The sequence below is a fragment of the Acidobacteriota bacterium genome (assembly GCA_038040445.1).
GTDB classification, from domain to species: Bacteria; Acidobacteriota; Blastocatellia; order UBA7656; family UBA7656; genus Onstottus_A; species Onstottus_A frigus.
Map to the genome: position 1 here is coordinate 125,793 of JBBPIG010000011.1, position 13,269 is coordinate 139,061.

Sequence of the window (13,269 nt, forward strand, 5' to 3'; positions counted from 1 at the left end):
TGACGGATTCGCACTGATTTCGTATTTTGATCGCTAGCGAAACGGCTGTTACAAGTCACTGGTTTATCCCACCGGCTCGCTACCTCTTGAACATATCCAAAACCCACTTCGGCGGATCGGGCTCCTGATCGAGTTTCATCTTCAATCCAAGACTCCCCGTCCATCTGTGCATCCACGACGGTCCATGCAAACCGATATAATCGTCTCTCGTCTGATAGGCCTTATCCTCCATCGCCTGATCCAGCGCGACGAAGCGATAACCGCGGGCCTCCAATCTCTTCAACAACTCGTCGAGGCAATCGGCATTGATGTCGTTCGCATGAATCAAAAGGATCTGGCTGATCTCTCGCCCAAACATCTCGCTTGAAAGCCGCTCGAAGAACTCGAACTGCGCGTCGTTGTAGTCCAGATAGGTCTTGCGAAGCCGCTCCGTCAACGCCGTGTCCTTGCTGCGCCGGGCGTCAGAGTAAATCTGATTGAAGGTGTAGTCCGAATTCTCGATGGTGAACGGCGCGACCTTGTAGCCGCGTTCGCGCAGGAAGGTCTCGAACGCAGCCTTCACTTCTTTGTTCGGCCCGGTGCTGGTGTAAGGGTGTCGAAAATAGAGTTGATAGGGCTGTCGCTCGTTCATCAGCCGCCGAGTGATGACCTCGCCCTTGATAACATCGTCCTCATACGCAAGCAGTGGAGTGTTCAACAGTCGAAGATGGGAGAACGTGTGATTGCCAAGCGTCATTCCCGCGTCGACCCATTGCTTGAGCACTTCGATGCGAGCGTCGATCTCACCCGGTGTGTGCAGCTTGCCTTCGTTGACGAATCCGATGGCCGGAGCGCGGTGAAGCTTGAGCGTTCGCAGCAGCTCAGTCGTGTTGCGTCTCATCGTCGCAACGTCGCGGCTGAAGACCTCGGGCAGATCATCAAAAGTGAGCGCGACCGTACGGCGAGCCTCCCCACCAGCCTCGATGTGTTGAGCGTTCGACAAAGGAACAAACAGGATTGCGAGTAGTATCAGCAAAAAGTGTTTCATCATTTCTCCGTGAATCAAGATATCGAGTCCTGCTACTCGACATAATATCTAACTGCGATCCTTGCGCCCGGTTCCTCAAACTCTGGGGATGCTGAGAAACTGCCTTCTGCCACCAGGACACCAAGGCACGAAGAGCACGAAGGTGGTCAACGTGACTTGGTGCGGCTTTGTGTCTTCGAGTCTTCGTGGCGGAACGGGTGGTCGTTGGATCGGTCCGGCACTCAGCTTGCCTCTTCGTTGCGACGTCCGGCACGCCGAAACACAGGCGGCCGGCTCGAGCGAACAGACCGGATCAAAGCCCGTGCTCGAGTTCTGTTGCATACGCAGGGGCTTACCGAAGTTTCTAGCGGTCGATCGCTGCGACCGAGGGCCCTTGAAGGTTAGACGGCGGAGCGTAATTTTTCCGCTCGTTGAGGGGATTTCCGCAGCCAGTTGGGGAAGATCTCCCGGTTGGGCGTGCGCCAGTAGCCTGCTTTTCAGATTTGTCATCATCCATAGTTTTTTCAGACAGGCAGAGCGCACAAGCAAACCGATTGTCGCGAGACCGTCCGATACGGTATCCGCGCAGTCGAACGATCAACCGGACTTCGGTCAATTAACTCAGGAGGGGAGGCTTCATGAAACGCACAACTTACATTCTTCTTGTCTGTGTTATTGCAGCAGCGGCATTTGTCCTCTCATCACAAGTCACCAGCGCGGGAGGGCCATCGGGCAAGGAGATCACCTTCGCCAAGGACGTTGCGCCAATCTTCAACAAGAGCTGCTCTGAATGCCATCGTCCCGGTGAGGCCGCGCCCTTCTCGACCCTGACCTTCGCCGGCGTGCGTCCGTGGGCAAGAGCCATCCGTGAAAAGGTCTTGCTTCAGTCGATGCCACCCTGGCACGCCGATCCGCACTACGGCGTCTGGGCCAATGACCGGCGCCTGACCCAACCCGAGATCGACACGATCGTCCGATGGGTGGACGGCGGGGCAAAGGAAGGCAATCCGAAAGACCTGCCCGCTGCGCCCCAGTTCCCCGAAGGCTGGAGCATTGGAAAGCCTGACCTCGTCATCCAAATGCCCGAACCGTTCACCCTCGAAGCAAGCGGCCCGGATGAGTATCAGTATTTCTCAGTTGACCCGGGTTTCAAGGAAGACGTTTACGTTCAGAGAACCGAGGCCCGGCCAGGCAATCGCAAAATAGTTCACCACATCATCGCTTTCATCCAGTCTCCGAATGCGAACGGAAGACAGCGGCCCAATCTGAGCAAAGAAGAAATCGAGAAGCTGCGCGCGAAGATGGAAAAGGACTCGCCCACCTATCGCGAAGGCTTCCTGGTTCGCACGAAGCTGGATGCGCCGGTGTTTGATGACGGATGCTCCGCGCCAAACGGCGGAAGGCTCAATCGATTGGACCGGGGCCAGGACATGGAGAACGGCCAATTGCTCGCCGGCTATGCGCCGGGGATGAATCAAGCGATCTGGGAACCCGGCACCGTTAAGCGGATTCCAGCCGGTTCGAAGATAGTCTTCCAGTTGCACTACTCGAAGGCCGCCGGTTCCGTGCAGACGGATCGCTCGAGCGTCGGACTCATCTTTGCTAAGACTGCGCCAAAAAGCCTGGTGCGTACCTACGGCATTTCAAACAACGCCTTTCTGATCCCGCCGGGCGCCGACAATCATCGGGTCACCTCGTGCTGGACCGCTAACGAAGACGTCCACATCATCAACTTCATGCCGCACCTTCACCTTCGCGGCAAGGCTGTTGAATACCGGGCCTTCTATCCGGATGGCCGCAGCGAGATTCTGCTGAACGTGCCGAGGTACGATTTCTCGTGGCAGACAGTTTATTACTTCAAGGAGCCGAAGGCGCTCCCCAAAGGCACGCGCATCATGGTGACGGGGTACTTCGATAATTCGACGAAGAACAAATACAACCCTGATGCGGCGAAGGCGGTACGTTACGGAGAACCGACCTACGACGAGATGATGATCGGCTGGATGGATTACACATTGGACAAGCAGCCGGTGAAGCCTTCGATGCCAGCGAAGAACTGAGCATCGCTCTAGCGATCTCTGCACGCCACTGAATCCTGAATCTGCGACTGGGTCGGGTTCAGGATTCAGTGCTCACAACCGAGCGTTGGTGAGATTGGCCGTGACCGCTGTGTGTTACCGACTTTTTCAGCAGCCTGCTAGTGGAAAAGAGATGGCCATATTTCTCGAGCGCGACGCATCTCCCATTGAACCGCAACCACTCGAACCGGCACGATGCAAAAGGAACTGAATGAGGCAGCGGAGGGTGGATATCGGCTGTTGCCTCGAACGATGATCGCCAAAACACAGGCGATTATCGGCTCCGTGGAAATAGTAGTGATTTGGAGCGCCCGCCAGCAGCACAAGAACGATATTAGTATAAGCTCTTAGCTGGTCAGAACGTCTCATCTATCAACCGAGCGGGAACTTCCCCAACAGGAAAGGTGTCTAATGAGCGATTCAACTCTCTAGAAGCTAAAGGAAGAAGGATGCTCGGAATAAAGGAATTGAAAAAGACTTACCCGAGCGGGATTCAGGCGCTCAAAGGAATCACGCTCGACGTTCCTTCCGGGATGTTCGGGTTGCTCGGGCCAAATGGCGCCGGCAAGACCACGTTGATGAAGATAGTGGCGACTCTGCTCGAACCGGACTCCGGCACAGTTGAGATGAACGGCGTCGACTTGATCTCTCGCAAGGATAGAGCGCGTCAGATGCTTGGCTACCTGCCGCAAGAGTTTGGGCTTTACCCTACGCTAACAGCGGAGCAGACGCTCGATTACTTCGCGAAGCTGAAGGGCGTGTGGAAGAGAGAAGAGCGTCGCGCCTTGATCGGCGCTCTCCTCGAAAGAGTAAATCTGTCATCCGCTCGCAAGCAGAAGGTCGGAGAGTTTTCGGGAGGGATGCGACAGCGACTGGGAATCGCCCAAGCTCTAATCGGTGAACCGGAGCTGATTATTGTTGACGAACCCACAGCTGGATTAGACCCGGAGGAACGAGTTCGTTTTCACAACTTGCTTTCTGAAACCGCGGGTGAAGATACCGTAGTCATCCTCTCAACTCACATTGTCTCCGACGTCTCGAACCTCTGCAGCCAGATGGCCATCATTCGACATGGCGAAATCCTCACGTCATGCACCCCGCGGCATGCTATCGACGGGCTCAAAGATTCCGTCTGGGAAGCAGCGGTGCCGCGCGAACACGTCTCGGCATTGAAGGCACGCTGCCAGGTAATCTCTTCGCAGATGTTGGGTGGAATGGCGCGCGTGAGGGTGATATCAAAGGGCGAGCGACCAGGCGAAGAGTTTAGTCCGGCAGCTCCGGCTCTCGAAGATTGCTATTTTGATTTGGTCAGTCAAACAAACGATGTCTGACAGGCTTCAGCTTGTCGGACCTTGGGTGAATTCAAACACAGATGACCCTGAAGTTTATCGGACATCTTACCGGGCGCGTTAAGATGACAAATCCATTCCATACGCCGTTCGTTGCTGTCTTTCAGAACGAGGTGCTACTCAATAGTAAGCGCGTCGCTCCTTATGCGTTGATCATTCTATTCAGTGCCCATGCTGTTCTATGGTGGGGCTGGAGCGCTGCTGCTACCTACGGTTGGGCAACAAACGGAGACTACAACATCGTCAGGAACTTGCAGGGCTTCTCCTTACTGGGGCTCCCGATCTTCACCGCTCTCATCATGGGAGACGCCGTGATCAGAGATTTCCGCATCGGCGTTGACCCGCTTGTCTTTTCAAAGCCTGTCAGTCGCAGTGCGTATCTTCTCGGCAAATTTTTCGGCAACTTCTTTGTGCTCGTCTGTTGTCAGTCGACTTTCGCGCTAACGATGCTGTTACTGCAATGGTTCCCCCTGGCGCGGGTGGTTGTCCTGCCGGTGCGAGTCTTCCCTTATTTCAAGCATTTCTTTTTTCTTGTAGTCATCTCACATTTATTTTTGGCTGCCATCTACTTTACGGTCGGAACCCTTACACGCAACGCGAAGATCGTGTACGCCTCGGCCGTCGCTTTTTACCCGCTCTATATCGCTTACGGAGTACTCTTCTTGAAAGAATTACCGCGACGCTGGGGCGTAACGCTCGATCCTATGCTAGTTGGCTTTAACAGCGTGGACCGGGTGAATTGGGAAGACGCCGATGGGATTAATCGGATTGTAATCAGCTACAGCTCAGACCTGTTCGCGAACCGCGTGGGAGTGATTCTGATTGTGGCCCTGGTACTAACCCTCCTTTACTTTCGATTCTCAATAGCTGAGCGACCGGGAAAGGCAGAAGAGTTTTCAACGCTCGGCCTTTCGACAGCAGCGGAAGGGGTTTATTACGACTCGGAGAGCTTCAAGGAGACCAGCGGGCCCCCATCGCGGAGGACTGAATCCCCCGAAACCTTGAAAACGACTGTAGTCACCAGCGTCCCGCTCCCCGCAGTCAACACGGCAAGCGTGGGAATTCGCGCGCACCTCAACAAACTAATCGCGGCCCTGGGTGTTGAGTTTCGGCTACTGCGCAGTGAACGAAGTCTTGTGGTGATTCTGCCTCTGGCTATGCTCCTTTCTTTTTTATCACTGCCTTTCCAGGCAGCGTTTTCCGGAGAGACCTATTCCGCGGCGTTTGCGAGTCGCACAGCGAGCGGACTGTTGGTGTTTCTGTTAGGCGTGATTGTCTTCTACACGGGCGAAGCAATGCACCGTGATCGCGAGGTGAGGATTGAGCCTGTCTTATGGAGCATGCCCGCTCCTAACAGCGTCTTGCTGCTCTCAAAGTTTCTGCTAACGATTTCATTGACCCTGGTTCTGATCGTCCTGGTTGGTCTTACCGCAATTGCGACCCAACTTCTTAGAGGGCATACGCCGGTTGAGATTCAAGCCTACCTGATAACCTACTCTGTAATTCTGCTTCCGAGCATAGTTTTCATGGCAGGGACATCCCTCGCGCTGAATGTTCTGCTGCGAGATAAATACCTCGCCTACGCAGTGAGCATCGGAACAGGCGCCGGCCTCTTCTATCTATACAGCATCGGCTATAACCACTGGCTCTACAATCCGCTCCTTTATCAACTCTGGAAGTATGCTGATCTAACCGGCGCAGGAAACAATCACGTCACAATCCTGACACATAGAATTTACTGTCTTGCAATTGGGGGTATGTGTCTCGCGCTCGCACACCTCTTCTTCGAGCGTAGGTCAACAATGGGACTGACGATTGGCGGCCGTCTGCGCGGTAATGGTTGGTCGATCTTGATGATGGTCATATCCGCAGCGATCGCTTTAATCGCAGGTTTAGTGATTGATGCGAGAGAGTGATTGTGGTTTAAGGCTTAACTCCTGTTAAAGTGCGTCTAACAACTTCCTTGGACCGGAGCGCGGGTGGCATTACTTTGCTCTTTGCTTTCCAGGTTGTTGAGGATCGCGGCGCGCGGTCAACTCAACCGTTGGGGGTCGTCGCTTAATAATCGAACCTTGGAGTAGATTATGAGTTTCTTAACAAGATCGCTCGCTGTCTTAATAGTAAGTTTCTTGTGCTTGTCGCAAAGCATAGCGCAACGCAACTCCGATGTTGCTCACAATCCACGTCATATTTTGAGTGACGTGCCGCGGAGAGTTGATACAAAGGCGCGTTACTTGTTTTATCTACACGGAAAGATTGTCGAGCAAGGCAGGAGACCGGCGCATCCGCAATACGGCGTTTATGAGTATGACCAAATACTCGACGCCTTTGAGCAAGAAGGGTTCGTCGTTATTAGCAAGCAGCGCAACAAAGACACCGGTATTGAGCAATATGGCAAAAGAGTCGCCGGACAAGTCAAACAGTTGCTCGAAGCCGGAGTGCCGCCTGAACACATCACGGTTGTGGGCGCGTCTCAAGGTTCGTGGATGACGATGCTTGCCTCGACGTATCTTGAAAATCGTAAAGTTAATTTCGTTATTATTGCTGCTTGCTCTGCCGAAGACGCCTTTTTGGATTTGGTGAACCTGCACGGGCACGTGCTGTCCATTTACGAGCGCAGCGACCTTGCCGGTTCGTGTCAAAAGTATCGCACCGACGCGACAGGCTTGGGCGAATACAAAGAAGTCGAACTTAACACCGGCTTAAAGCACGGTTTTATCTACAGACCGATGAAGGAATGGATTGAACCGACAGTCGCGTGGGCGCAAAGGAATACGCTGAACGAAAACTGAATACGCTGTAAGAGAAATGGAGCGTATGTACCGCGACGCAATCATGCAGCAAGATGTCGCAGCAGTCAGTCGCATCCTGGCCGATGATTTTATCGCCACGAGCAGTCGTGGCGAAATAAGAGATAGGGCGAAGGAGATAGATGACATCAAACCTTTGCCAGATTACAAGATGGAAGCCTTCAATCTTGACGACAGCAAGGTTCGCATCTTTGTTGATACAGCGATAGTCACGGGACGCTCTACGTTGCAAGTCGCCTTCAGAGGACAGAGCAGTACCAGCGTATTTCGGCACACGCGCGTCTATGTGAAACGTAACGGACGTTGGCAAGCCGTCGCTCAGCAATTGACACGTATGCCGCAACAATGAGGAGAACGGCGCAATGTCACCGCCGCCGCCCAACAACCGCTAGCAACCTGACGCCCGATAACGTGACTCTAGAGGTGCTTCCTCGCGGCGAGGTTGAAGGCCATTCGCGGGCGGCAGGTGAAGCGGGGCGTTTCGCTGGCTTACTCGAGCCTTTGGATAGTCAATTGAGATGCGGTATTCAAGAACGAAATCAATCGTCAGAATAGGTTGGCTAGCGCTGTTGATTGCGTTGGACAGTAGCATACATCCTAGCTTCGCCATATTAGCATCGGACCGATCTTCGCCAGAGCAGCACCGTTCAGAACCAGCAGTGGGCACTTCGGAGGATGGCGAATACACCAGCTACCTAGTCGACGCAATCATTGCCGAGGTCCGTCAATCGGGTAGCATCGTGATTGTGATTAGCAGCCTCGGAACAGGAGACACACGTCCAAGCCTTCACAAACGACGATTACACAATGCAGCAGCTCGTCTCGTTGACTATCAAAGTGCGATTCCAAGAAAACAGGTTGTAACTGCGGAGGGCGACCGCGTCAAAGGTAAGGGTAAAGTCGAGTTCTATGTGAACGGCAGATTGGTGTATGTCGTGCTCTTCAAACCAAATGCTGATTTCACAATGGACTGCTGTGATGGCGCAGATCCTAGCTATTACCCTTGGTATAAAGAACCGACGAAGAAAACTAAGCTGTGAAGCGCCGCACTTAAGCAGGATTTCGGTTTCTGTTCTGTTGTGCACTACAAAGGGAAAATGATTTTGTTTGACTCGGGAACCGAAGCAACATGAATATCAAGTTCTTCAAATCACCCGGCGATTTTCGTAACTGGCTTCAGAAGTATCATGCTTCCACTCAAGAACTATGGGTCGGCTACTACAAGAAAGGTTCAGGGCACCCGAGCATTACCTGGCCCGAGTCTTTCGATCAAGCCCTGTGTTTTGGTTGGATTGATGGGATCAGACGGACTATCGATGACATCAGTTATACGATCCGCTTTACGCCTCGCAGACCGACAAGCACATGGAGTGGGGTCAATATCAAACGCGTCGAAGGACTGAGCAAGAACGGGCTCATGCAGCCTGCTGGGCTCAAAGCGTTTGAGGCCCGGAAAGAAAACAAATCCGGAATCTATTCCTACGAGCAAAGGAGCGCTGAGCTCCCCGCGCCTTACGAGAAGAGGCTCGAGCAAAACAAGGCGGCGTGGGAGTTCTTTCACGCTCAACCAGCCTGGTATCGAAAGCAGGCTTTTTGGTGGGTAGTGAGCGCCAAGAAGGAAGAAACAAGGCTCAAGCGGTTGGAGACGCTCATCGAAGAATCCGCCCAGGGACGAAGGGTATAGTCGGCTGGCTCGGACAAAACGCCCAAATGAAATTCCCAAGCGCGCCCAACCCGGAGTAGTCTGCCACTTCGAATGTTTTCTCTCAGTAATTTTTCGCGTGCTCTGCAGCTCTGCGGTGAACCCAACGCCGAAAGTCACTCGCCGAAGAGACGCAGAGCACCGAGGGATGGCGCAGAAATCTAGGTTAGGAGACCAAATGGAAACACCCTCGACTCCAGGGCATACCGCGCCAGTCAACGATATCGAGATGTACTACGAACTTCGCGGAGAAGGCGAGCCGCTGGTTCTTCTGCACGGCGGAGGCGGGGTAGGCGCCAATTGGGAGTTGATCTTCAAAGTCCCCCCACAGGGATACCGGCTGGTCACACCCGATCTGCGCGGCCACGGACGGTCAACCAATCCCTCAATGGAGTTCACGTTTCGCCAATCGGCTCTCGACGTGTTTGCTCTGCTGGACCATTTGGGTATCGAACGATTCAAAGCAATCGGCATGAGCATGGGGGCCAAGACCCTTCTTCATATGGCGACCGGCCAGGCGGATCGAGTCGAGGCCATGGTCCTGGTTAGTGCGACGCCGTATTTTCCCGAGCAAGCTCGAGCCATCATGCGCGAGATGACTCCCAACAATCGAACCGACGCGGAGTGGCAACAAATGAGGCAATGGCATAAGCATGGCGATGAGCAAATCCGCGCTATATGGACGCAAGCCAATGGATTCAAGGACAGCTATGATGACATGAACTTCACGCCTCCTTACCTATCGACTATTGCGGCCCGCACCTTGATTGTGCATGGCGATCGGGATCCTCTGTATCCCGTCAACCTGGCGATGGAGATGTACGCTGCAATTCCTCGCTCGTACCTTTGGGTGATTCCTAATGGCGGTCACGGCCCTATCTTTGGCGAACATACTGGAAGCGGCGAGCTAACCCACCGTTTCGCCGAGACCGCGCTGGCGTTCCTTCGCGACGAATGGAAAAGCCTCTAGGGGTCGGTTTTCCATTAGCCCAGGCGTTCAGAGGCTGTGTCAAAACTTCGGGAATTCCACCCACATGCCGCTGGGGAGCGCCGTCCATATGGACTGCGCCGCCTTTGAGTGAGAAGTGTACTGGCGCTGGCAGCGGCGGCGCTTTGGCTTTGGCGGAGGCTGGATCGCTCTTTCAAAGAGGACCGTCTCGACTGCGAACCGAAAGCGGCGGCGCAGGTGTCGCGTGAGCGAAATGTAGCAGGGTGCCGCCGCAGTCCATATGGACTGCGCCCCCCACCGTTCACGCCTGGGGCTGCTAGCTGCTACACATTTTCTGGAAAATGCACTATTGTTTTTCAACCTAATTTACTCAATCAGGAGAGCCTCCATGAAAACCGGATTCCGCCGCTTCAGTTCCCTGCTTACAGTTGTGCTGATTATCACGCTCGGTCTTCCGGCGCGTTCGCTGGCTGCCGACAAGCGGATGATCACCGAGATGGATCTGTTCAAATTCGTCTGGATCGCGGATGCACAGATCTCACCCGACGGCTCGCGTGTAGCCTTTCTGCGCGTGTGGGTGAACCAGAAGGCAGATCGCTACGAGACCGCGTTGTGGATCGTTTCGACAAGCGGCGGCTCGCCGCGACAGATCACCGCCGGGCCGCGTGATGGTGCGCCCCGCTGGTCGCCCGACGGGAAGACGTTGGCTTTCATTCGCTCGCCTGAACGCGACGGCCGGCCGCAGCCGCAGCAGATTTGGCTGCTGTCGCTCGAGGGAGGCGAAGCGCAACCGCTGACCGACGCACCGCGCAGCCCGGCAGGCTTCGAGTGGTCGCCCGATGGAAAGACCATCGCCTTCGTCAGTCGAGAGGACCCCAGCAAAGAGAAGGAAAAGCCAAACCCCGAAGATCCCGAAGTCAAAGACAAAACGCCCGAGCGCGTCAGCGACGTGCGCGTGATCACCAAAGCGGTTTATCGCGCGAACGGCGGCGGCTACCTCAATCCGAAAGTTCACGCGCACATCTGGACCGTGACTGTGCCCGCCGCGGCCGGCGAAAAGCCGAAGCCAAAGCAAATCACCAAAGGCAACTTCGATGAGGGAAACATAAGCTGGTCGCCGGATGGCTCGCGGATCTACTTCGTTGCCGGCCGCTTGGCGGAGCCTTACTACGAACTGCCTCGCACCGATCTATTCTCGATTGCGCGCGATGGAAGCGATGAGCGAAAGCTGTTGAGCTTCGACGGCGGAATGCGCGACTACACGTTCAGCGGCGACGGAAAACGCATCGCGTTTGGCGGCGCGCAAGGGCACAAGCCGGTGAAATCCTACACCCAGCCTGACCTGTTCGTGGTGAACAATGAAGCAGGCGCGACGCCTAAGAACCTTAGCGCCGGCTACGATTTCGACATAGGCGGCGGCATCGGGGGAGATCAGCACGCGCCGCGCGGCGGAAATCCCGGAGGAGTCGTCTGGAGCAAGGATGACCGCTCGATTTACGTCAACGTCGCGGAGCACGGAGCTGCAAATCTGAAACGCATCGACGCGGCCACCGGCAAAGTTGAAGCGCTCACCACTGGCAATCACGAAGTCGTAAGCTACACGGCGACTCCGGATGCCGCGAAGATGGCGCTGGTGATCTCGACTTCGACCAACATCGGCGATCTGTTCCTGCTCGATACTTCAGCAGGCAAGCTGACTCAGTTGACGCGCGTCAACGATGAACTGTTTTCGCAGCTCAACCTGACCGATCCCGAAGAAATCTGGTACACGAGCTTCGACGGCAAGAAGATTCAAGCGTGGGTACAAAAGCCACCGAACTTCGATCCTTCAAAGAAGTATCCTTTCATCCTGGAAATCCACGGCGGGCCGCATTCAGCTTACGGCCTCACGTTCACACATGAATTCCAATGGATGGCAGCGAAGGGTTACGTCGTGCTTTACACGAACCCGCGCGGCAGCACCTCGTACGGGCAGGACTTCGGCAACATCATTCAGTACAACTATCCCGGCGATGACTACAAAGACTTGATGGCCGGTGTGGATGAGGTTGTAAAACGCGGCTACATCGACACCAGGAAGATGGGCGTGACCGGCGGAAGCGGCGGCGGCGTGCTGACAAACTGGACGGTCGGCCAGACCACTCGATTTGCCGCGGCGGTGTCCCAGCGTTCGATCGCCGACTGGTCGGGCTTCTGGTACACGGCGGACTTCTGGCTATACATGCCGACGTGGTTCCGGGCGGCACCGTGGGAAGACCCCGCGGATTTCACCAAGCGCTCGCCGATCACTTACGTCAAGAACATCACCACGCCGATGATGTTCATCGAAGGCGAAGCGGACTATCGCACGCCGCCCAACGAAGGCGGCGAGATGATGTTCCGGGCGTTGAAGTATCGCAAGATTCCGACGGCGATGGTGCGCTTCCCGAACGAATCGCACGAGCTGTCCCGTTCGGGCGCGCCGTGGCATCGCATCGAACGCTTGCAACACATCGTCAACTGGTTCGATAAGTATCTTCAGGACAAGCCGATCAAGATTTACGACGTGGAGTAGACCGCTTGGGTAGGGCACGCATTGGGCATACTTGTTGCGATGCCCTGCCAGGCACGGTTAAGATAACCCTGCGAAAGAGGAGATCGAGATGGTTACCTCCGTGAAGTTCACGTCCGCTGATCTGGAACTGATGCCCGATGACGGCAAGCGCTACGAGATCATCGAAGGAGAACTTTACGTGTCCCGACAGCCGAGTATGGAGCACCAGTACAGTTGCAGTCGTCTGTGCCAGTTCCTTGGCGACTGGAATGACAAGGATGGTTTAGGAGTTGTGCTCACAGCTCCGGGGTTGATCTTTGGTGAAGGCGATGATGTGGCTCCCGACGTTGTGTGGGTCACGCGAGAGCGCCTCTCGCTTGCGACGGACAGAGCCGGTCATCTCCTTACCGCGCCGGAACTCGTGATCGAAGTGCTCTCGCCGGGCAAGACCAATGAAGACCGTGACCGCAGGGTCAAGCTTAAGCTTTACTCGCGCCAGGGTGTGCATGAATACTGGATTGTGGACGCCATGCTGCAGCAAATCACAGTCTATCGCCGCGATCACGACCAGCTTGTACTTGACCGCACTCTGTACGCTAATGACACGCTAGAGTCTCCACTGTTGCCTGGTTTTTCGTGCAAAGTTGCGAAGCTGTTCTTGTCACCGCCAGAGTGACTTGATTCGTGAACCGGTTGGCGAAGCTTTCTTGCGTAACGAGTCAATCGACGATCGGCAGAGTACGCGCGCCCTGAAGGTCCAGATTCACTCCTTGTTGAATAGACGCTGATTCAACCAGGCGAGGTCGATGCGAGCCAATACCGCTAAGGGTCTCCGTTCGTTG

Annotated in this window: 11 protein-coding genes; 10 read left to right on the top strand and 1 reads right to left on the bottom strand. The window is 55.0% G+C overall.

Annotated features, from left to right (window positions below):
- Positions 1–79 precede the first annotated feature (79 nt).
- Positions 80–1,027: a polysaccharide deacetylase family protein gene (locus tag AABO57_14060; GenBank protein MEK6286859.1), complete on the bottom strand. Its 948-nt coding sequence runs from the start codon at positions 1,025–1,027 to the stop codon at positions 80–82.
- 617 nt (positions 1,028–1,644) lie between these two features.
- Between AABO57_14060 and AABO57_14065 the strand changes: the two genes are divergently transcribed.
- The 10 genes from AABO57_14065 (at position 1,645) to AABO57_14110 (ending at position 13,103) form a co-directional block, all read left to right on the top strand.
- Complete coding sequence (locus AABO57_14065; protein ID MEK6286860.1) at positions 1,645–3,066, top strand: cytochrome c; 1,422 nt, start codon at positions 1,645–1,647, stop codon at positions 3,064–3,066.
- 467 nt (positions 3,067–3,533) lie between these two features.
- Positions 3,534–4,415 carry an ABC transporter ATP-binding protein gene (locus AABO57_14070; GenBank protein ID MEK6286861.1) on the top strand — a complete coding sequence of 294 codons (882 nt, stop codon included), beginning with the start codon at positions 3,534–3,536 and terminating at the stop codon, positions 4,413–4,415.
- 83 nt (positions 4,416–4,498) lie between these two features.
- Entirely contained in the window at positions 4,499–6,349 is a 1,851-nt protein-coding gene (locus AABO57_14075) for a hypothetical protein (GenBank protein ID MEK6286862.1), read from the top strand.
- A 168-nt stretch (positions 6,350–6,517) separates the two neighbouring features.
- Entirely contained in the window at positions 6,518–7,225 is a 708-nt protein-coding gene (locus AABO57_14080; protein ID MEK6286863.1) for an alpha/beta hydrolase, read from the top strand.
- 16 nt (positions 7,226–7,241) lie between these two features.
- Positions 7,242–7,592 carry a nuclear transport factor 2 family protein gene (locus tag AABO57_14085; protein ID MEK6286864.1) on the top strand — a complete coding sequence of 117 codons (351 nt, stop codon included), beginning with the start codon at positions 7,242–7,244 and terminating at the stop codon, positions 7,590–7,592.
- A 310-nt stretch (positions 7,593–7,902) separates the two neighbouring features.
- On the top strand, positions 7,903–8,283 hold the full coding sequence (locus tag AABO57_14090) for a hypothetical protein (GenBank protein MEK6286865.1): 381 nt from the start codon (positions 7,903–7,905) through the stop codon (positions 8,281–8,283).
- A gap of 89 nt (positions 8,284–8,372) precedes the next feature.
- A complete protein-coding gene (locus AABO57_14095; protein ID MEK6286866.1) occupies positions 8,373–8,927 on the top strand; it encodes a YdeI/OmpD-associated family protein in 555 nt (184 codons plus the stop codon).
- 196 nt (positions 8,928–9,123) lie between these two features.
- Positions 9,124–9,915 carry an alpha/beta fold hydrolase gene (locus tag AABO57_14100; protein MEK6286867.1) on the top strand — a complete coding sequence of 264 codons (792 nt, stop codon included), beginning with the start codon at positions 9,124–9,126 and terminating at the stop codon, positions 9,913–9,915.
- A 367-nt stretch (positions 9,916–10,282) separates the two neighbouring features.
- Positions 10,283–12,448, top strand: coding sequence for a S9 family peptidase (locus tag AABO57_14105; protein ID MEK6286868.1), 2,166 nt, complete (start codon positions 10,283–10,285; stop codon positions 12,446–12,448).
- Positions 12,449–12,536: 88 nt separating this feature from the next.
- Positions 12,537–13,103 carry a Uma2 family endonuclease gene (locus tag AABO57_14110; protein MEK6286869.1) on the top strand — a complete coding sequence of 189 codons (567 nt, stop codon included), beginning with the start codon at positions 12,537–12,539 and terminating at the stop codon, positions 13,101–13,103.
- The last annotated feature ends 166 nt before the right edge of the window (positions 13,104–13,269 follow it).

Bases quoted from the DNA above. Each gene is read 5' to 3' on its own strand.
- AABO57_14095 (MEK6286866.1), top strand. From the start codon at position 8,373: ATGAATATCAAGTTCTTCAAATCACCCGGCGATTTTCGTAACTGGCTT.
- AABO57_14110 (MEK6286869.1), top strand. From the start codon at position 12,537: ATGGTTACCTCCGTGAAGTTCACGTCCGCTGATCTGGAACTGATGCCC.
- AABO57_14100 (MEK6286867.1), top strand. From the start codon at position 9,124: ATGGAAACACCCTCGACTCCAGGGCATACCGCGCCAGTCAACGATATC.
- AABO57_14065 (MEK6286860.1), top strand. From the start codon at position 1,645: ATGAAACGCACAACTTACATTCTTCTTGTCTGTGTTATTGCAGCAGCG.
- AABO57_14075 (MEK6286862.1), top strand. From the start codon at position 4,499: ATGACAAATCCATTCCATACGCCGTTCGTTGCTGTCTTTCAGAACGAG.
- AABO57_14080 (MEK6286863.1), top strand. From the start codon at position 6,518: ATGAGTTTCTTAACAAGATCGCTCGCTGTCTTAATAGTAAGTTTCTTG.
- AABO57_14060 (MEK6286859.1), bottom strand. From the start codon at position 1,027: ATGAAACACTTTTTGCTGATACTACTCGCAATCCTGTTTGTTCCTTTG.
- AABO57_14085 (MEK6286864.1), top strand. From the start codon at position 7,242: ATGGAGCGTATGTACCGCGACGCAATCATGCAGCAAGATGTCGCAGCA.
- AABO57_14070 (MEK6286861.1), top strand. From the start codon at position 3,534: ATGCTCGGAATAAAGGAATTGAAAAAGACTTACCCGAGCGGGATTCAG.
- AABO57_14105 (MEK6286868.1), top strand. From the start codon at position 10,283: ATGAAAACCGGATTCCGCCGCTTCAGTTCCCTGCTTACAGTTGTGCTG.